Source organism: Haloechinothrix sp. LS1_15, assembly GCF_033042135.1.
In the GTDB taxonomy this organism is placed as follows: Bacteria; Actinomycetota; Actinomycetes; order Mycobacteriales; family Pseudonocardiaceae; genus Haloechinothrix.
This window is the reverse complement of sequence record NZ_WBXM01000016.1, coordinates 32,417-50,919: the sequence shown is the minus strand read 5'-3', so window position 1 is coordinate 50,919 and position 18,503 is coordinate 32,417. Positions and strand designations below refer to the sequence as shown.

Annotated in this window: 15 protein-coding genes, 1 tRNA gene and 1 riboswitch; of the genes, 7 read left to right on the top strand and 9 right to left on the bottom strand. The window is 69.1% G+C overall.

Translation table 11 applies throughout. The features are described 5' to 3' along the window. Both F8178_RS19090 and F8178_RS19085 read left to right on the top strand, forming a co-directional pair. Nucleotides 1-196 (top strand): L,D-transpeptidase (locus F8178_RS19090; protein ID WP_317496225.1); only part of this gene is annotated, 196 nt, incomplete at its 5' end. A 24-nt stretch (nucleotides 197-220) separates the two neighbouring features. Next, the gene (locus F8178_RS19085) at nucleotides 221-1,084 is read left to right on the top strand and encodes a hypothetical protein (RefSeq protein ID WP_317496224.1); all 864 of its coding nucleotides are present in this window, start codon (nucleotides 221-223) and stop codon (nucleotides 1,082-1,084) included. A gap of 41 nt (nucleotides 1,085-1,125) precedes the next feature. Here the strand turns inward: F8178_RS19085 and F8178_RS19080 are convergent, their stop codons facing one another. Genes F8178_RS19080 through F8178_RS19060 form a run of 5 tightly spaced genes read right to left on the bottom strand, consistent with a single transcriptional unit; the run spans nucleotide 1,126 to nucleotide 9,055 of the window. Continuing rightward, nucleotides 1,126-2,238, bottom strand: coding sequence for an acyltransferase (locus tag F8178_RS19080; protein WP_317496223.1), 1,113 nt, complete (start codon nucleotides 2,236-2,238; stop codon nucleotides 1,126-1,128). Beyond that, entirely contained in the window at nucleotides 2,235-3,308 is a 1,074-nt protein-coding gene (locus F8178_RS19075; RefSeq protein ID WP_317496222.1) for a hypothetical protein, read from the bottom strand. The genes F8178_RS19080 and F8178_RS19075 overlap by 4 nt, the downstream gene beginning before the upstream one ends. Then, nucleotides 3,301-3,936: a hypothetical protein gene (locus F8178_RS19070; protein ID WP_317496221.1), complete on the bottom strand. Its 636-nt coding sequence runs from the start codon at nucleotides 3,934-3,936 to the stop codon at nucleotides 3,301-3,303. The genes F8178_RS19075 and F8178_RS19070 overlap by 8 nt, the downstream gene beginning before the upstream one ends. Before the next feature lie 21 nt (nucleotides 3,937-3,957). After that, nucleotides 3,958-7,884, bottom strand: coding sequence for an FkbM family methyltransferase (locus F8178_RS19065; RefSeq protein ID WP_317496220.1), 3,927 nt, complete (start codon nucleotides 7,882-7,884; stop codon nucleotides 3,958-3,960). Beyond that, a complete protein-coding gene (locus F8178_RS19060; RefSeq protein ID WP_317496219.1) occupies nucleotides 7,877-9,055 on the bottom strand; it encodes a hypothetical protein in 1,179 nt (392 codons plus the stop codon). Before F8178_RS19060 ends, F8178_RS19065 begins: the two co-directional genes overlap by 8 nt. A 637-nt stretch (nucleotides 9,056-9,692) precedes the next feature. On the opposite strand from F8178_RS19060, the gene msrA reads away from it, so the two are divergent. Then, nucleotides 9,693-10,340: a peptide-methionine (S)-S-oxide reductase MsrA gene (gene msrA / locus F8178_RS19055; RefSeq protein WP_317496218.1), complete on the top strand. Its 648-nt coding sequence runs from the start codon at nucleotides 9,693-9,695 to the stop codon at nucleotides 10,338-10,340. A gap of 54 nt (nucleotides 10,341-10,394) precedes the next feature. On the opposite strand, the gene mgtE is transcribed toward msrA, so the two are convergent. From mgtE to F8178_RS19035, 4 genes are all read right to left on the bottom strand, one after another. Further along, nucleotides 10,395-11,792, bottom strand: a complete 1,398-nt coding sequence (gene mgtE / locus F8178_RS19050) for a magnesium transporter (RefSeq protein ID WP_317496217.1) — start codon at nucleotides 11,790-11,792, stop codon at nucleotides 10,395-10,397. 313 nt (nucleotides 11,793-12,105) lie between these two features. Then, nucleotides 12,106-12,273, bottom strand: a riboswitch (M-box (ykoK) riboswitch). A gap of 21 nt (nucleotides 12,274-12,294) precedes the next feature. Then, a complete protein-coding gene (locus F8178_RS19045; RefSeq protein ID WP_317496216.1) occupies nucleotides 12,295-12,753 on the bottom strand; it encodes a hypothetical protein in 459 nt (152 codons plus the stop codon). After that, complete coding sequence (locus F8178_RS19040) at nucleotides 12,743-13,114, bottom strand: hypothetical protein (RefSeq protein WP_317496215.1); 372 nt, start codon at nucleotides 13,112-13,114, stop codon at nucleotides 12,743-12,745. Before F8178_RS19040 ends, F8178_RS19045 begins: the two co-directional genes overlap by 11 nt. A 136-nt stretch (nucleotides 13,115-13,250) precedes the next feature. Beyond that, a tRNA-Gly gene (locus tag F8178_RS19035) sits at nucleotides 13,251-13,326 on the bottom strand. A gap of 259 nt (nucleotides 13,327-13,585) precedes the next feature. Here F8178_RS19035 and F8178_RS19030 point away from each other — a divergent pair. The 4 genes from F8178_RS19030 (at nucleotide 13,586) to F8178_RS19015 (ending at nucleotide 18,447) form a co-directional block, all read left to right on the top strand. Then, the gene (locus F8178_RS19030) at nucleotides 13,586-15,151 is read left to right on the top strand and encodes a sigma-70 family RNA polymerase sigma factor (RefSeq protein WP_317496214.1); all 1,566 of its coding nucleotides are present in this window, start codon (nucleotides 13,586-13,588) and stop codon (nucleotides 15,149-15,151) included. Nucleotides 15,152-15,320: 169 nt separating this feature from the next. Further along, complete coding sequence (locus F8178_RS19025; protein WP_317496213.1) at nucleotides 15,321-15,887, top strand: DUF983 domain-containing protein; 567 nt, start codon at nucleotides 15,321-15,323, stop codon at nucleotides 15,885-15,887. 153 nt (nucleotides 15,888-16,040) lie between these two features. Continuing rightward, nucleotides 16,041-17,453: a histidine kinase gene (locus F8178_RS19020; protein ID WP_317496228.1), complete on the top strand. Its 1,413-nt coding sequence runs from the start codon at nucleotides 16,041-16,043 to the stop codon at nucleotides 17,451-17,453. Between the two features lie 142 nt (nucleotides 17,454-17,595). Continuing rightward, on the top strand, nucleotides 17,596-18,447 hold the full coding sequence (locus F8178_RS19015) for a S49 family peptidase (RefSeq protein ID WP_317496212.1): 852 nt from the start codon (nucleotides 17,596-17,598) through the stop codon (nucleotides 18,445-18,447). Nucleotides 18,448-18,503: the final 56 nt, after the last annotated feature.

Below are 18,503 nucleotides of genomic sequence, written 5' to 3'. Positions count from 1 at the left end.
TCTCCCGCTGGGATCGCACAGTGACACGCTGGACGATTTCGGCGGTGGGCCGGGGACCGTGGCGATCCACACCTGGCCGACCGAAGACGTCCTCGGGACCGCTACCAGCCACGGCTGCATTCGCGTGTCGCAGGACGCGCTGGAACGCCTCACCGAGGTACCACTGGGGACGCTTGTCCTGGTGGATGAGCAGTAAACACAGAAAGGGACTTAACCAGAGATGAGAAGACGAGCGATGGCAGGCGCCGGTGCCGCGGTCGGTTCGCTGACCGCCGCCACCGCACTCGTGCTCGGCTCCGTGACCGGGCACGCCCAGGCCGGAACCTCGGAAGCTTACGCCATCAGCGCAGCCGGCTTCATCGACATCGACCCCACGCCGCACGCCGTGTCGGATGACGGCACCAAGCATGAGACCGACATCCTCAGCGTGGAGGAGCCGGGGCTGGGCATCTCGGCCGAGGTCGGCCCCTCCATGGCACGTAACAACATCGCGGATACCGCCATTACCAGGGCGACCGTTGGCGACGAGGTCGGAGGCCGGTTCATCCCGCTCGATGAGCTCGGCCTGCTTCCGGACGGTCTGCTGCCCGCCGAGGCGGAGGGCGAGCCGCTGCTCGTCGTCGACGCCATGAACGTGCGCTGCGAGAACCAGGCTGGCACCGTCGCCGCCGAGAACATCAAGGTGTTCGGGGAGCGGATCGACGACCACCTCGGCCTGCCGGTGCGGGAGATCGGCCCGAACTTCACGCTGGAGCTGGGGGTCGCCACGATCACGTTCAACAAGCAGTTCGTCGACGATGACGACCGGTTCACCATCCAGGGCCTCGTCATCGAGGTGCTGCCGGAGGACCAGCTCCCGGGGCAGATCCTGGACAAGCTCGACAAGGAGGTCATCAAGGCGCTCGAGCTGCCAGAGATGCGCCAGGAGATCGTGGTTGGCTCGGCGACGTGCAGCCAGGCGATCGTCGATGACGAGCCGGAGAAGCCGGAAGAGCCGGAGGACGAGCCGGAGAAGCCTGAGGACGACAGGCCGACCGCCCCGAAGCCGACACCAACCGAGACCGAGCTCCCGGTCACCGGCTGACGGACGTTCCCGTCACGAGCACCGACGTGGCCCCCGCCGGATCACCGGCGGGGGCCACGTACGTCCGGCCCGGCCGCCACGGTGTCCGCTGGTGCGCGGCGATCCCGCGACCGGAACCACCGGGCGATGGGCATCTCGAACCAGCGATGCAGCGCCTCGGTGACGGCGAGCAACACGACGAGTGCGGCCAGCAGTGCGGCGTGCTTGCCTACCACCGGGACCAGCGCGTCCAGCACGGGATACAAGCACAACGGGTGTACCAGGTAGACGGTGTAGGTGCGGCTCGCCCAGCTGGTCACCAGCCGCGAGCGGCTCAGCCGGTCGCGGGCGGTCAGTACCAGCACGACGAGGCCGACCGCCAGCGCGACGGTGCGCGGGTGTTCGGCCTCCAGCGGCAGGATCCCGCCGATCCTGTCGGCCCACACGAACAACAGGAAGTGCACCGTACCGAGCAGGGTCGCGGTGGCAGGGTGGATCTTGCGGTGGAACGCGAGCCCGATCAGTGCCCCGATACACAGCACGGTGGAGTACGCCGCGATCACGCCGGTGCGGTAGGCGGCGATCCCGTCGGAGCCAGAGGTCAGCGCCAGCACGGCGAACACGATCGCCGCGGCGAGCGCGAACGGCATCCAGGCGTGTCGCCGGAGCAGCGGTATCGTCACCGCGATGTAGACGTAGAACACGATCTGCACCAGCAAGGTCCATGCCAGGCCTAGCAGGATCACCTCGGGGGTGGTGAAGAACCCGACGAGCGTGACACCTGCGAGTAGGTCGAACATGTCGAGCCGTTGCTGGCCGCTGAACGGCTCGAAGAGCCCGAGGTTCGTCAGGAGCCAGGCAGCGAGCGAGGCCAGCACCAGCAGCGGTATGATGCGCGCCATGCGCCTGCGCACAAACTGCGGGCCGGTCTCGCGGTGCGCCACGTACGTGATCACCAACCCGCTGATCACGAAGAACAGCGCGACCGGCACGAAGGACAGCCGCGTGGTCAGACCCAGCGGCGCGACCACATACCGGTCGACCCATGTGGACAGCCACCAATGGTGTCCGTTGACGGTGAACCAGGCGGAGGAGTGCGTGTATATCACCGTGATCGCGGCGAGCACGCGGATCAGGTCCAGGCCGTGGAAGTAGCGACGATCTGCTGTAGTCACGGCGACACCATCCGTACACTTCGGACGAATAAGTCCGCCGCGCCCGCGGTTACCGCCAGCGCGGCTGGCAGTGCGGCGGCCAGCGGCAGCCCAGCGCTGCCTGCCAGCACCGACAGGAACGGGTAACCCGCGGCACCGGTCAGCAGTAGCAGCGCGTAGCTGCGCGTGGCCAGCCATCGGGTGATCCTGGCCGAACCGGCCGCTGGCAGCCGCATCATCGCGATGAGCGTGATGATGACCGCGTACACCAGCGTCAGCGCATACAACCAGCCGGCCAGCTCGGGGTAGGCGCGCTCGCCTGCCACCAGCAGTGCGAAGCATCCGGCGCCGAGCGGTACCGCGGCCCAGCCCGGGATCAGGCCCGCCCTCGCGGCCCAGATCACCTCCCCGGACAACGGGTAGGCCAGGAAGACCAGCAGCAGTCCCAGCTCGGCGTACCAGCCGCTGGTTCCTGCAGCCGTGACGGTGATCGTGGCGACCACGCCGAGCTGGGCGAGCAGCGCCACCAGCGGCATCACCCGCAGCAGGAACGCGGTGGCCAGCAGCAGCGCGGCAAACAGGGCGCAGGCGGCAACCACCCACCCCACCTGGAGCAGCGCGGCGTCACCGGTCAGCCGGTCGGCGAGCAGGATAGTGCTCAGGTACGCCGTCACCGGCTGCGCCGCGGCGCCCTCGTCGGCCAGTGGCCGTACACCAGCCAGCAGCAGCACCCAGCTCAGTGTCACCGCCAGCAAGTACGGCAGGTAACCGCCTACCAGCAGCCTCGCACCCCACCGGGCGGGACCGAGGCGGCACAGCGATCGCGGCGCATGATAGCCGAACGCGATCAGCAGCAGGCCGATGCCTAGCATGCCGAAGTCCTCGCCGATCCCGAGTGGCAGGTTCACCCACTCCCTGATCGTCACCACGACAGCAGGGCTGGTGCCGTGTCGTGATGGCCAGAGCCCGACGAGGTAGCTGTAGCCGATCAGCACCGCGCCGAACGCCAGGCTCAGCCGTAGCCCCTCGCCGTCGCCGCCCGCGGCGCGCACGGTGGTGGTCGCGGCCGTACCGGTCATCGGGTCACGCATCCGGCCGCACCGCCTTCACCTGCTCGTCGACGGTGTCCATTAGCCGCTGGTGCACCCGCGCGCGCTCGGCGCCGCGCACGTCGATCCGTACCAGGATCCCGTCCCCGGCGTAGTGCGCGCGGCCGACGTGCTGCCCGCCGACGTCCGGCGCGAGGTGGGCTGTGACCCCGGCGGGTGCATCGACCGGAACCTCGAAACCGTACGACAGCTGTAGTTCGGCCAGCGCGTGCGCGCGTGCGGTGGCCTCGTCAGCCTGGGGGAGTTCGGCGAGCAAGGCGGTGACGGTGGTGTGGTCGAACCGCGCGATCCGGAGCCGGACCCTCCCGGTCTCGCCGCGGTCGTACTGGCGCAGTTCCGCGGGGGTCAGCATCGTGGTCGCCGCGAGGTCGTCGAGGTAGCGCACATCCTCGGCGGTGTCCTTCGCGCCGCCGAACTCGGCGATGGCGAGCCGCTCCCCTGGGAAGCGGCCGTCCTCTCCCACCGGAGGCTCATCCGGTGCCCCGAAGTGAGTCAGGTGGCGCCCGGCGAACCACCACGATCCGCCGACGAGCACGGCGATCGTGAGGATCACGACGGCGTGCACCGCGACATCGCCCGTCGGCCAGCGACGTGTGCCGAATCGCGGCATAGCTATCCCCCAGATGCCTCGTCAGTCGCGCGGCCGCAGCCACAGCGTACGGTAGCCGGTTTCTGCTTCCCGCGCTCTCCGGATCACCTCCGCGTCGGGTGCCTCCCGCCAGGGGGCATCCACCGTGAGCGTGCTGTCCACGCCTGTTCCATTGCCCGCCGGTGCCGGGCCATCCGCTGCGTCACCGACCATTGTGGGCAGGTAACCGAGGGCGCGGTAGCCCGCCAGCACCTTGACCGGGTCGTCGCCGAGCTCGGTGATGGCCTCGGGACAGAACTCGCAGATGATGTCCGGGCGGTCCCGTTCCACGACGCTCGCCAGCCCTGCCAGCGCGCGGTGGTCCCTGCCCTGCAGGTCCAGTTTGACGACGCCGACCGGTGCCGCGGTGACCTCCGGCCTGCTGTCGAGCCGCGCCGCGGGGACCGGCGTGTGCGGCTGCTGGCGAGCGGGGACGACGCGGTGATCGCCGCTGTTGGCGTCGCCGCGGGAGACCAGCTCGACCTGCCCGTCGGTGTCCCATGCGGCCAGCCGCAGCGCCGTGACCCGTTCCGCGGCCGCCGCGGGAAGGTTGACGGCGATGTTGCGCTCCAGGAAGGCGAAGTTGGTCCGGTCCACCTCCACCGCGACCGTGGTCACGGCCCCGGCGCAGGCTTGGGCCAGCCGGAGGGTGTGGTAGCCGACGTGCGCTCCGACGTCCAGAAAGGTGCCGCCGCGGAGCCGGGTGAGCCTGCTGATCAGCTCCGCTTCCTCCGGTTCCCAGCAGCGGTGATGATTGATCCAGTCCCACATCACCTCGTCGACCGGGAGCAGCAGCGCGCCCGCATCGCAGATCACCACATCGGCACCGTCCGGAACGGGGCTGTGCAGCAGCCGCGCTGCCTGCCGTAGCGCGTTCAGGTCGTGCTCGGTGCGATCGATGGCCTGTTCGTGCTGGTCGGCACGGGTGTCGCGCTCGGCGAACATGGCGTGGGTGCGCCGCGCGTGCTCGTCGATCCGTGCGGCCTGCCCGTCGATGCGGCTCGCGAGTTCGTCGAGCGCAGCGCGGTCCGGGATGTCGTCGACGCGGTCGCGTAGCTGCCCTAGGTCATGCCGCAGCGCCTCGAACGCCTCGCCGGTTCGGGCGCACCAGGAGTCCACATCGGCCAGCTCGCGGCGCACCGACTCGATCCGATCGGCGGTGCGGCGCTGCTCGGTGCCGGTGACGCGCCGCACTTCGTCCCGCACCAGGTTCGCGAGCGCGTCGGTGGTCTCGCGCTGCCGTCCTTCCAGCGCCTCCACGCGTTCCAGCAGCCGCCGCACGGTGCCTTCGACACCGTCGACCAGTTCTCCCATCACGGACCGTTGATGCACGTCGTAGTGGTCCACCGCGCGGGTCACGAGCTTGCGCAGCGCCGGTGCCATGGGCAAGCGTGACGGACTCGTGGGGTCGGGCCGCCAGCGCAGCGCCTCCCTGCTGTCCAGCAGCGGGCGCATCGGGTCGGGCGGGCCGGTCTCCGCCGCGGCGCGCATCCGCTCGCGCCAGGCGGCGTAGACGCGGTCGAGTTCGGCGCGCAACCACCGCGCGGTTCCGGCAGTGGAGCTGGTTCGGCGGATGTGCTCCCGCGCGGCGGCGCCGCGTTCCCGCGCCCCCACCGGATCCTCGGCCACCTGCCGCATCGCTGCCGCTGCCGCGTCGAGGTCCGGCTCTGCCCACATCGCCTGCGGCGGGTACGGGTGGTTGCCCTCGCCGACGGGGACGAGACGGTAGTCGATCGGCCAGCCGCAGGCCGGGGTGATGAACTCGGCCGTGCCGCCGTAGTCGGTGGCGATCACCGGGAGGCCTCTGATCATCGCTTCGGCCACGGTCAGCCCGAAGCCTTCGCTGCGATGTAGCGAGACGTAGCAGTCGCTGTCGCGGTACAGCGCGTCCAGCGCGGCGTCGTCGAGGTGGGACTCGATCAGCTCGATCCGCTCGTCGTCCGCTATGTGCAGGCGCAGCCGCTCGGCGCTGTGCGGGTGGGCCGCCGCATTGCTCGCCTTGATCACCAGGCGGGCGTTGGCGGTGCGGGCGAAGGCCTCACGGAACGCGGTGACCACGGCCCAGGGATTCTTGCGCTCGGCGACACTGTTGAAGTCGAAGGTGAACAGGAACCGCGTCGGTGCTGCCGGGTCGCGCTCCCGGTAGGAGACCTGACCGGGGTCGCGTACCGGCACCGGAAGGGTGCGCACCGCCACGGGCGCGTGCTCGGCGATGGCGCGGCGGCAGAACTCGCTGATCGTCCAGATCTCGTCGACGTGCTCGAAGGCGACGTGCTGGTCCGGGGGGAACTCGTCGAGCTCCCACGACCAGAGACCGATGACGTAGCGGTCGTGGGCGAGCTCGGGGTTGTTGTACAGCACGTGCCTGGTCTGGTCGGCGTTGATTGCCAGCAGGGTGACGGGGAACCGGGCCCTTGCGGTAGCGGGGGAGCGATTCACGGTCGGCTGGTGTGGAGCTTGCGGCCGCTCGATCACCGGCGTCACGTCGATGCCCGCCTCGTCCAGCGCGTGCCGTACCAGCCTGCCGAGCTCGCCGACGCCGAGGGCCGCGGTGAGGTACCCGGCGAGGTTCACCCCTAGTCCGGCCTCCGGCGCCGAGATTTCCGGGCGTGCGGCGGGAGCGGCCCATTCCGCGAGCACGTTCTCGGCAACTCCCGAGGTCGCGCACCAGTACCGGAACCCCTCTGCGTGGACCCCGTACGGGTCGGGAAAGGCAGCGCGCAGGTCGGCACGGGAATGCCACACCGAGAGCGCGAGCCGGTGCAGGCCCGCGGCCCGTTGCGCGGCATCGGCCGGTGTGGTGAGCCAGTCCTGCAACGCGCGCCCGCCGTCGCTGCCGAAGGCGTGGGGTGGTGGCGGATCGCCAGTGCGTTCCGCGGCGATCCATGCGCTGCGGTACAGCCTGCGCATGGTGACGCTGATGGGAGTGCCGTCGCCGAAGGTGTCGAAGGTGTACGGCACGGCGTTCGACGATTCCCGGTAGCCGGCGGTGCGTAGTGCGGCCGCGTAGTCGTCGCATAGCCCTTTCAGCAGTGGGTGCTCGGACAGCAGGATGCGGGGATCGCGCGGACAGTGACGCGACAGCATCCACGGTTGCTCCGGGCGGTAGCCGCTGAAGTGGAAGAACCGCAGCGGGTGACCGCGCGCGGTGAGTTCCCCGCCGTCGGAGCCGAGGGGGCGCTCGTGCAGGTTCCAGTAGGCCACGTTGTAGCCGGGGTCGGTCAGGATCGCGTGCCGGAACAGCGCGGGCACCTGGTCCACCCACCGTTGATCGGTGAACAGCTGTTGCTCGGGCGCGACGATCGCGTCATGGCGCAACCGTGCCGCCCAGAAGTCGAGGAATCCCTCACTGCCGGGCCCGGTAGCCACGAATCCCAGGTTGAACACGCCGCTTCCCATGATGGCCGCCTCGTCCGGGGACTTGCCGTCCCTGGGCAGTGGCTCCAGGTGATGCGGGGTGAGGACGAGGCTGCTCTCGCCTGCCAGCTCGGTGATCTCGTCGAGTGGCGCGAACACCTGGATATCGGGATCCAGGTAGAGGACAACGTCGTGCTGGTCACGCTCCTTCCGCAAGGCGCGGAGCAGGAACGGTTTGACTGCGGTGGCGAGCTCGATCACCGTGTACGCAGTCGCCATGCGCAGGTAGTCCTGCTCGTCGATGTCGAATGCCTCGGGTCCGACGATCCGGTAGCCATTGTGGCCGCTGGTGCCGCTATGGCCACCGTGGTCACTGTTCGTGCTGTGGCGACTGTGCCCATTGTGGTCGTACTGCGGTGTAGTTCCGGCCGGTCGCCGTCCCCCATCGATCACCGCGATGACGAAGTCGTGTCCCGGGTGATGGGCCAGATAGGACCTGGCGAGCACCGTTGCCGCAGGCAGGTAGTTCCGTGCCACCACGGTGCACGCGGTCACCGCCGGTGTGTCAGGCATCGGCGGGCATCGCGTCGAGTTGTGCGTTGATCGCGACCTCGAAATCCGACTCCGCGACCGACGGCTCGCTGGTGTTGTGGATTTCCAGCCGCACGATCACATCCTCGCTGGCGTAGTGCGCCCGGATCTGCTCGTGGTTGTTGTCGGCGAACTCGGTGATGTTCACGCCAGGGGGTGGGTCGTTGGCCTCTTCGGCGTTGTTGTCGAGCTGGATGTCGCGTAGTTCCTCGGCTGCCGTTTCCGCGGCTTCCGCGTCCGTGGCTTCGACCAGCAACACGATGGCGCGACTTCCGCTTGGGAGTCGTTGCACGAGGAAGCTCGCCTCGCCGCCGGAGAACTCCTCGTAGACGTCGATCTCCCGTGAGATGAGGTAGTTCAGGTCGGGGAGGTCGGCCACCGACTCGATCCCCGGGTGGTCCTCAGCGGATCCGGGCAGGTCGGGCATGGCAAGGTGCTCGTGCTCGGCGGGGGCGGGGCCGTTCTCGGCGTTCTCGTCCGCGGTCGGTGCGGTGGGGTCGCCGTCGTCGCCGCCCCACAGCAGGAAGGATCCCAGGCCGAGACCGGCGAGCACCACCACGATCACCACGGCGGCGACGATCTTGCCTGCCGAGTTGCCTGCCGACCCGCCGGGCTCGGGCCCCTGCTTGACCCAATCCGCATCGCTGGATGGCGGGACCGGAGGTAGCTCCGAACCTCCCCACGGCGGACTGCTGTCGCTGTCCGCGGTGTTCCACCCCCGCTGTTGCGGTTGGTGCGCGATGGTCGGCTGACCGAAGCCCGCGGGAGGTGACGGGGGGCCCTGCTGTGGCGCTTGCCAGTTCGGCACGGCCTGGGTGGGCTCGGAACCGGAGCTCACGGGCGACACGATCCTGGTCGCGTCGGCGGCGTCGCCCTGTTCGGGCTGCTGCATGGTCGCGCCATGCTGTGCCGTCTGGTTGCCGTGCGGCACGCGGTTGACGAACTGGGTGGCCTCCGCGCCGCGCTGGTTGGCGTCGTCGGGAGTCTGGTTCTCCTGCTGCTCGGCTCCGTGCTGGGCGTCGCCGTGTTGGTGCACGCCGGGGGCGACAGCGGAGGACAGCACTTGCTCGCGGCGAACCTTGTAGTCGTCGGCGGAGATCTTGCCCGCCGCGAAGTCGTCGTCGAGCTTCTTCAGCTCCTCCTGCCAGGTCACGCCTGGCACCCCCTTTCGGGATACGTCATCGGTAGCGCACGGTCATGTCGCGCTCGTGCCTGCTCGGCAAGGCTGCGTCGCGGACCGGTCGATGGCGGGAGCGCGCGGCGCCTCGTTCGGTGAGCGCAGCGTCACCGGAGGACGGGATCACGACGGATGCATGCAGGTCATATTGTGCACTGTCGCTGCTCAAGCGCTGTGCCCGAGTACGAATTCGACGCGTCCGGAATGCGTGTCCGTTTTCGCAGCTAGGATCCGAGTTCGTTGCCGTGAACGTGACCTGCACCACTCCTCGAAGTGTGTAGACTCCCGATCCTCACGACTCCCCCATCCGCATAACGTAGGTATAACTATCCCGCGCGTCGTCGGTGACAGCGTCGACCGGCGCGCTCGGCACGGTGCCGTCACGGTGCCCAGCCATGCCCGCGTCACGACATCCCCCGTCGTGCCCCATGATGTCTCCACTGTGCTCGAGTGTGACGCCGGTCAGCCTATCCGGTAATAGGCACGATGCGACACCCCCGGGCGGCCACGGCGCTCGATCGGAGGAAGTCGCGCCCGGCAGGCGTGCCGGACGTTTCCCTGCCGCGTGTCGAGCGGGACGGTGCGATGCCGCCGTGCTGGCTAGAGTGGGGGTATGTGGTTGTCCGGAACTCCCTCCCGCATGGTCGACGCCGCCGAGGCCCTTCCCGGCCGGTCGGATCCGCTACCGGTCACCGAGGTCCACGCGGTGCACGGCGCGCGCACGGTCCCGCCGTTTCCCGACGGGATGCGCACTGCCGTTTTCGGGCTCGGCTGCTTCTGGGGCGCCGAGCGGCTGTTCTGGCAGGTTCCCGGTGTCTACTCCACCGCCGTCGGGTACGCGGGCGGCTACACGCCGAACCCCACCTACGAGGAGGTCTGCACCGGCAGGACGGGACACGCCGAGGTCGTCCTCGTGGTGTTCGATCCCGGCACGGTAAGCTACCAGGACCTGCTCGCGGTGTTCTGGGAGAACCACGACCCGACGCAGGGGATGCGCCAGGGCAACGACGTGGGCACCCAGTACCGGTCGGCGATCTACTTCGGTGACGAGGAGCAGCGGACCGAGGCAGCGGCCTCAAGGGACGCCTATGCGGCCGAGCTGCGTAAGGCGGGCTACGGGGAGGTCACCACCGAGGTGGCTCCGCTTGGCGCGTTCTACTACGCCGAGGACTACCACCAGCAATACCTGCACAAGGTCCCGGACGGGTACTGCGGCATCGCGGGGACGGGCGTGTCCTGCCCCACCGGCCTGGTGGGCTGAGGATGCCGCCGGGCGAGCGGGTGATCCACCCGTCCGCCCGGTCGGCCTACCCGGTTAGCCCGGCGGTGTGCCAGCGTGGCAGCCGCCCAGTGGCAGCATGTTGATCATGATGGCGGCCGCGTCGATCTGATCGGTCAGGATCGTCACCGCGATGCCCAGGTAGATCAGCAGGCCGGTGGCGTCGACGAGCGTGGTGATGATAGGCGCGGACAGTACTGCGGGATCCAACCCGAGCCGCTGGGCGAGCAGCGGCAACGCCGCCCCCGCGAGCGTTGCCCAGATGACGATCGCGAACAGCGACAGCCCGATCACCAGCCCGAACTCGGCGCCGAAGAAGATCGTCACGAGCGGGAACGCGAGCACGCCGAGTATCAGCCCGAGCAGCGCGCCCACCCCGATCTCACGGCGGATCAACCAGGGTAGGTCGCGGAAGCGGACCTCGTCGACGGAGAGCGCCCTGATGACGACGGTGGAGGCCTGGGCTCCCGAGTTGCCGCCGGTATCGATGAGCAGTGGCAGGAAGAGCGCCAGTGCGACCACCGCTTCCAGCGCTTCCTCGAACGCGCCCAGGATGTTGACCGTCAGTACCGCGGCGACGCCGAGCAGCAGCAGCCATCCCGCGCGCTTGCGCGCCAGGGTGATAACGCTCGCCGTGCGGTATGGCTGCTCGAGCGGCACGACACCACCGACCCGGCTGAGGTCCTCTGTGGTCTCGCGCTCCATCACGCTCATCGCGTCGTCCACGGTGATGACCCCGACCAGCCGCTGCTCGCTGTCTACCACGGGCAGCGCCAGGATGTTCGCGTCCTGGATGAGCCTGGCGGCCTCCTCCTGGTCGGTGTCGACGGTGACGTAGTGGACCTCGGTGGTCATCAGGTCGCCCACGCGCCGGTCCGGGGCCGCGGTGACCAGCGTGCGCAGGCTGATCACGCCCTGCAGGGTGCGCAGGTCGTCGGTGACCGGCAGCGTGTAGACGGTCTCGGCGTGCTCCCCGACGCGGCGGACCTTGGACATGGCGTCGGCGACGGTCATGGAGGCGCGCAGGCTGACGTACTCCGGCGACATGATCCGGCCAGCCGACTCCGGCGGGTAGCCCAGTAGCAGCGAGGTGGCCTGCCGCTCCTCGGCGGGTAGCCCTTCGATCAGCCGGGCAGCCACCTTCGCGGGGACCTCGTCGAGCAGCCGCGCCCGGTCGTCGGGATCCATCGCTGTCATCAGCTCGCGCACCCGCTCCTCACGGAGCCCTTCCAGCAGCTGCTGCTGGTGCGTGGGTTCGAGCGCTTCGAAGACCTGGAGGGCGCGCTCCTTGCTCAACAGCCGGAACGGCACCGCCATGAGATCGGGCGGCATCCTGGCGAGCTCCTCGGCGATGTCCAGCGCCCCGATGTCGGAGAGCTGGTTGCGGAGGGCATCGAGGTCATGCTGATCAGCCAGGTCGACGATTGTGGGCATGGTGGTCCTCCTTCGAGCCGTGCAGGGAGCGGACAGACCCCGCGCCGGGCCACCACCGATCAACATAGCGAGTTTCCGCCGGAGGCCGCCTCGGATGGAGGTGCTGGCGGTGATGCGAGTTCGGTGCCGTGGTCAGTGACCGGGCTCGGAGTCGGGTGGCATGAGCGACGCCCTATCCGGGGGCTCGGAGCGACAGGGAAATCCGACGAGCATGGGCACCCCCTCCACCGGTGATGAGAGTCACGTACAACAGGCCTCCCGTTGAGGGAGGCCTGGCACGTTCAGGTACGGCAGCCGGTCGCCTACCGGCTGCCACGTATCCCTACGTCGAGCTTTGGCACTACACGCGCAGGACGCGGGGTCCGGCCTGCATTAGACCAAGCCTTCATTCGGCAGGGCCTGTTCAACCCGTGGGGGTCTCTCGACCTTTCCGGGCAGCAGGCGCAGCTTCGTGCAGGAGCCTCACCTAACGGGACTCATATACAGTTTTCCCTCGACCAGGTTAGCAGCGTTGTCGACCCTCGGTGTCACCCTTGTGGGCATCGCTACCTCCTCGGTCGTCGAAGAGGCCGACACCGATGCGGGCGGCACTCGCCAGGGACGCTGTGACGGTGCTGTAGATGCCGCCCGCGACCGCCCCGTGGGCGTCTCGCAGCAGCCGCACCGTCTCGCGTGGCATGGGGCTGGCCTCCAGCAAGGCGAACGGCACCCCCGCGATGGTCTCGTACGAGCGCCACAGGACGTCGTCGCCCGCGGAACCGACGACCTGTTCCCTGGCCTGCTGGACCCGCTCGGTCTCGGCGATGGCCGCGCCCGCGTGCCGCAGCGCGCGGGCGGTGGCCACCACGCGTCGCCGCAGCAGCAGTGCCTGGCGCAGCAGCACGATAGCGCAGGTGAGCAGCGCGATACCGCCGAAGAGAGCGACCGCTGCCGGGGTGCTGACCGGCATATCAACGGGCACGGTGCACCTGGACGTCCGCGTCGATGTTCAGCTCGTCGAGCTGCTTGCGTACCTGGGTCACTGCTTGCTTGTACACCAACTCCCGGAGCAGGTTGGGGGTGATGGCCGACATCGGGCGCGCGATCCAGGTCTTCTCCGCAGCGAGCTCGACGGGGTTGAGCAGTTCGGCCGACAGTACGAGCCGGTCACCGTCGCCGAGGTAGTCCACCAGGTCGGCAGGTAGGGCATGCATGCGTTCGGCGAGCTCGTCGGCCGTGGCTGCCAGCTCCCGGGCCCTGTTGTGCAGCCTGAACACCACGAGCGCGAGAACGGCGACTGCCACGATGCCCGCCGCGAGTACCGAGTAGCTGATGATCTCCATGCGACAACCCGCCTTCCATGGGAGAACCGTTCCCATGGTCCCAGCTCGCGACCAGCGTCGCCGAGCTGGACAGGTGTGAGATCGAACGCGCGCCAGCAAGGGCGCTGAGAAAAAATGACCGGACACCGGCCGCTTCTGGAGCGGACGACGGGACTCGAACCCGCGACCCTCACCTTGGCAAGGTGATGCGCTACCAGCTGCGCTACGTCCGCATCGCGTCCTGCCGTACCGAACGCGGCTCCCAGTGTATATCGCCTCGGGCGACTAGCGTCACCCGCCCCGGCGCGGATCGCGGCTGCTACGCAGAGCAATATTTTCGCTGCTCATCGTGTAGTGTGCCCGCCATTCGGGCTACGACTAGTGACGCATTGGTGATCACTCCGTATTGTGTTCACCCAGCCAGACTACGGTGCGCGGTTCGAGCGATCACCGCAGTCCTGTTGGGATTCTTATGGGGAGGTGCTGGGCGGCATGACATCCGGATCCCCGGCTACCGGTTCCGGTGACGCGGCACTGTTGCACCGGTTGCGACACGGTGACGACGCGGCGTTCACCGAGCTGTTCGATGCGCACGCCCCCGCTGTCCGACGGTTGGCTCGCGGGCTGGCGATCAACGCCAGCGAAGCGGAGGACGTCACGGCCGAGACGTTCTTCCGCGTTCTCCAGGCGGTCAAGCGTGGCTCGGGCCCGAAGGACACCGTGCGGGGCTACCTGCTGACCGTCACGCGGCGGGTCGCATATGAGTATCAGGGCGCGGCCAGGGACATCCCGGTATCGGACGAGGAACTGGCCAACCGGGCGGGCAGCTACGAGTACGGCGTGGCACGGCTGGCCGAACACAACCTGATCAGCCGCGCCTTCGCCAGCTTGCCCGCGCGGTGGCGAACCGTGCTCTGGCACACCGAGGTAGAGGGCGAACGGCCAGCCGTGGTCGGCAGGTTGTTCGGATTGAGCGCCAACGCCACGGCCGCGCTTGCCCGGCGTGCCCGCCGGGGCCTGCGGGCGGCCTACCTACAGGCACACCTCGCCGCGGAGTGCCAAGCCGAGCACGCCGCCATGGGACGTAGGCGTTGCGGTCCGGTGCTGACCAAGCTCGGCGGCTACACGGCGGGTGACGTCACCGGTGCCGAGGCACGCAAGATCAAGGCACACCTGCGCGAGTGCGCCGACTGCGCGGCGCGGCACCGGGAGCTGCGCGACGTGAGCTTCTCGCTGCGCGAGCACGCGGGCGCCCTGGCCGCCGCGGGGCTGACCGCAGGCGGCGCCGCGGCGGCAGGCGAGGTGCCCTCCGGGGCGGCCGCGGTCACGGCGAGCTCCACAGCGAACTCCGCTGGGGCAGGCACGCTGGGCTCCGCCGGGCTTTCGGGTCTGCAGGCGTCGATGGCCTCGGCTTTCGGCTCGCTGGCCGGCACGCTGAAGGGGCTGGCCAGCGGCGCGAAACTCAAGGTCGCCGCGGCGGTGGCGTCGACGGCGGCAGCGGGAGTGTTCGGCTTCGCCGCCACGGCACAATTGGCGGGCGAAGGCTCAGAACTGATCAGCCTGCCCGGCTACCAGGGGACGCCGGAGCTCACCGCAGCGCGGACTACCGACAACCTCGACCGCTCCGGTGAGGGCGGGGTGCCGAGCCCGGAGGAGCTCAACAACGACCGCGCTTCCTGGGGGATCGCGCAGCCGGACGGCGAGGACGGCGCCGGCGGCGACGGTGAGTCGGGTGAGGGCGGTGCCGTGGACGCCGTCGACGAGGTGCTGGACACGACCGTCAGCGACGATGTCACCGAGGATCTCACCGAGGATGTCGTGCGGGAGACCGAGGGGGCCGGTGGCGACGGCGCGCGTGACGGGCGCGGCCAGGGCGGCGGATCCGCTCGCGACGGGCAGGACACCGCCGGTCCCCGGTGCGAGTCCGGCCGTTACGTCGATGAGCACCAGGTCGAGCACTACTATTACTACTGCGAGTACGAGTACTACTCCTACGGCCAGAGCTACCAGTACGAGACCTACGAGTACTCGTACGGTGCGACACGCGGCCACCGGTAGGGCTCGCGGCGTAGCGAGTGGTGGCGAACGGACCCGGTTAGGGCCCCGTTCGGTCGCGACGGTGCCCTCGGCTGCTCCGTAAGGAGTCACGGGCTCGCCCTGGCCCCCAGGAGCACGGTACGTTGCGTAAGGCGGTGCGAACACAGGGTGGGAATGGAGCTGCGCAGCGATGGACCGGCAGGTCACGGCTCCCGATGGCCGGGAGTGGACGGTACGCAAGCAGTTGGAGTGGCGTCCGCCTGTCACGGCTGAGGATTTCGAGCACGACGTCTCCGGTGGTGCCCGCCCGGGCTACGTCATGTTGGGCATCCTCGGGGTGCTGGTCGCCGTCCTGGTGATCTGGATGCCCGACGGCGTGTACGTGCCGGTGTGGTTCGTACTCGCGCTGGCCCTCGTGGCACTGTTCTTCCCGTTGCGCTGGACACTGCGGCGGCCGTGGACGGTCGTTGCCGAGACCGAAGGCTTGCAGGTCGAGCCCGCGGTCGCGGGCCGGTGGGGTGAGTCAGTGGACACCGGTACCGCAGACGGCGAGAACGCTGAGAGCGGTGAGGTAAGCAGCGCCGAGGACGGGGAATCCGGAAGCGCCGAGGACGAGGAGGACCCGTACCCGGCCGAGCGCTGGGTCGGCACGGTGCGGGGAATGCTGAAGGTCCACAGCGAGGTGGCGCGTGTCGCCAAAACGATCGAGCGCCACTCCACCCCCGATCCAACCGGGCCGCTACGTCCTGTCGACTGATGCGCTGGTCACGGCACTGGAAGTTCGGCTAATGACCAGTGAGCTACCCGGTCTCGGCCGCCGAGTACGGGCGCGGCGGCTGATACGGCATGGATCCGCCGGGGCACGGAAAGTGAGCGTAACCTCTTGTCATCCGTGCCGACTCCGCCCAGCATTGAGCTCGTGACAGCCGTGCCGATTACCCAGCTCCTCCCGTGGGGTATCGCACTGTGCGCCATCATCGCGATGGTCTGGGTCGTGGTCCGCGCCAGGCGGCCGAACAAGGCGACCGAAAGCGCCGTGCTCGACGCGGTGCACCGGCTCTCGCTCGCCGCGCCCGGATTGCGGGAGGGTCTGAGCCCGTCGGCCGCCGACCGCATCACGATGCACCTGCTGCTGCTGCTCAAGTGCGTCGCCGTCGGCATCACCGACAGAGACGGCGCCCTGCAGAGCTGGGACGGCGAGGCCAACCATCACTACGTCGACCTGGAGTCGGCGATCACCGCGGCACGGGTACGGCACCGCAGGGAGATCGTCTATCACGAGGACCTGCCCTGCACGACACGTGGCGAGTGCCGAATGCGCACCGCGGTGGTCATCCCGCTGATCGTCGAGGGAAGCACGCAGGCCGTGCTGATCGTGATCGGCAAGAGCCGCGGCAAACGGCTGATGGAGATGGCCGACGCCGTGGCCCAGTTCGTGCGGATCCAGTTCGAGCTGGCCAACCTGAAGGAATCCAAGCGCGCACTGCAAGAGGCCGAGCTGAAGGCGCTGCGCGCGCAGATCTCCCCGCACTTCGTCTACAACGCGTTGAACACGATCTCCTCGATGATCGAGAAGGATCCGGAGCAGGCGCACGAGCTGCTACAGGAGTTCGCGGACTTCACCAGGTACTCGTTCCGCAGCTCCGGCATGTTCACCACGCTGTCCGAGGAACTGCGCAATATCGACCGGTACCTGACGATCGAGTCGGCCCGTTACGGCGAGCGGCTGGACGTGCGGTTGAAGATCGCTCCCGAGGTCCTGTCGGTGGTCGTGCCGTTCCTGCTGATTCAGCCGTTGGTCGAGAACGCCATCAAACACGGTCTCGCGGGCAAGCCCGGAGGGGGCACGCTCAGCGTCACCGCGGAGGACGCGGGCAGCGAGGCCGTGATCAGCGTGGAGGACGACGGCGTCGGGATGGATCCGAACAAGCTGACCGAGCTGCAGAACGCCAACGCGCGAGCACCGGGTGAGCGAGTCGGCCTCGGCAGCCTCAACAGGCGGATGCGACAGCTGTTCGGCGACGAGTACGCGCTGATCGTGGAGACCGCACCGAACGCCGGTATGAAGGTGACGCTGCGGGTGCCGAAGTTCGCGCCGGGGGTGCGGCCGGACATACCGGAGTACGCCGCGACACGCTCGGAGGACGCTGACAGCGCCGGGGATGCCGCGCCCTCGGAGCAGCAGGGCGCCGGACCACTCGGCGGGGCCCGTGATGACCCGATACGGGAGGCTGACGCGCCGTTGCTGCCGCCGCAGCGAACCGGCTACGCGGGCAAGCGGGGGAGCACCAAGCCCTCGATGTGGCCCGTCGACCAGGCATGACCGCGGCCGCCCGATCGATGCCGGGCCTGCCGAGCTGATAGCCGACTGTTCGCCGCCACCCCTGCGGGGGTCGCCGTCCGTCGGGTGGCCAAGCGGTCCGACCGCGGGGCTCGCCCGCGCTGGCTATGACTACGCTGCCCCTATGGATGTTCCGGAGAAGGTGGCAGCGAGACTTTCCAGGATCGGAGGCAGGGGCGACCGCGGCGAGGTGGTCTCGGTCGTCAAGCTGCATGGCGTCATCACCCCGACACCCGCGCCGATCTCCCGGGGAGCCATCAACATCGGCGCGGTGGAGTCGGCGCTGGAGCGGGCATTCGCACACGACAGGCTGCGCGCGGTCGCATTACAGATCAACTCGCCGGGCGGGGCGCCGACCCAGTCGGGCCTGATCGCGGAGCGGATCCGTCAGCTCGCCGCCGATGCCAGGGTGCCGGTGCTGGCGTTCGCCGAGGATGTGGCCGCGTCCGGAGGGTACTGGCTGGCCTGCGCCGCTGATGAGATCTTTGCCCACCGGACCTCGCTCATCGGTTCGATCGGCGTGGTCAGCGGTGGTTTCGGCTTCCCAGAGCTGCTGGAACGGTTCGGCGTGGAGCGAAGGCTGTACACGGCGGGCGAGAATAAGCGCAGATTGGACCCGTTCAGCCCGGAGAAGCCCGAGGACGTCGAGTGGCTGCAGGGTCTCCACGAAAAGCTGCACACGATGTTCGCCGACTGGGTGCGCGAGCGGCGGGGATCCCGGCTGGCCGAGGACGACGAGCTGTTCAGCGGCGATGTGTGGTTGGGAGACAAGGCCGTCGAGCTGGGGCTGGTCGACGGGCTGGGTACGCTGCGCGGCATTCTGGCACAGCGGTACCCGGACGCGGCGGTCACCGTGGCGGAACCGAAGAAGCCGCTGCTGGCCAGGCTCGGGCTCGGCGCGCCTGCCGCCGCCGGGGTATCGGCGTTGTTCGACGTGGCCGCCCAGCGTGCCCAGTGGGCACGCTTCGGCTTGTAACCCGATCACGGGGTGGTTCTCGTACGCAGCGATACTGGACACGGGCGTTCCGACGA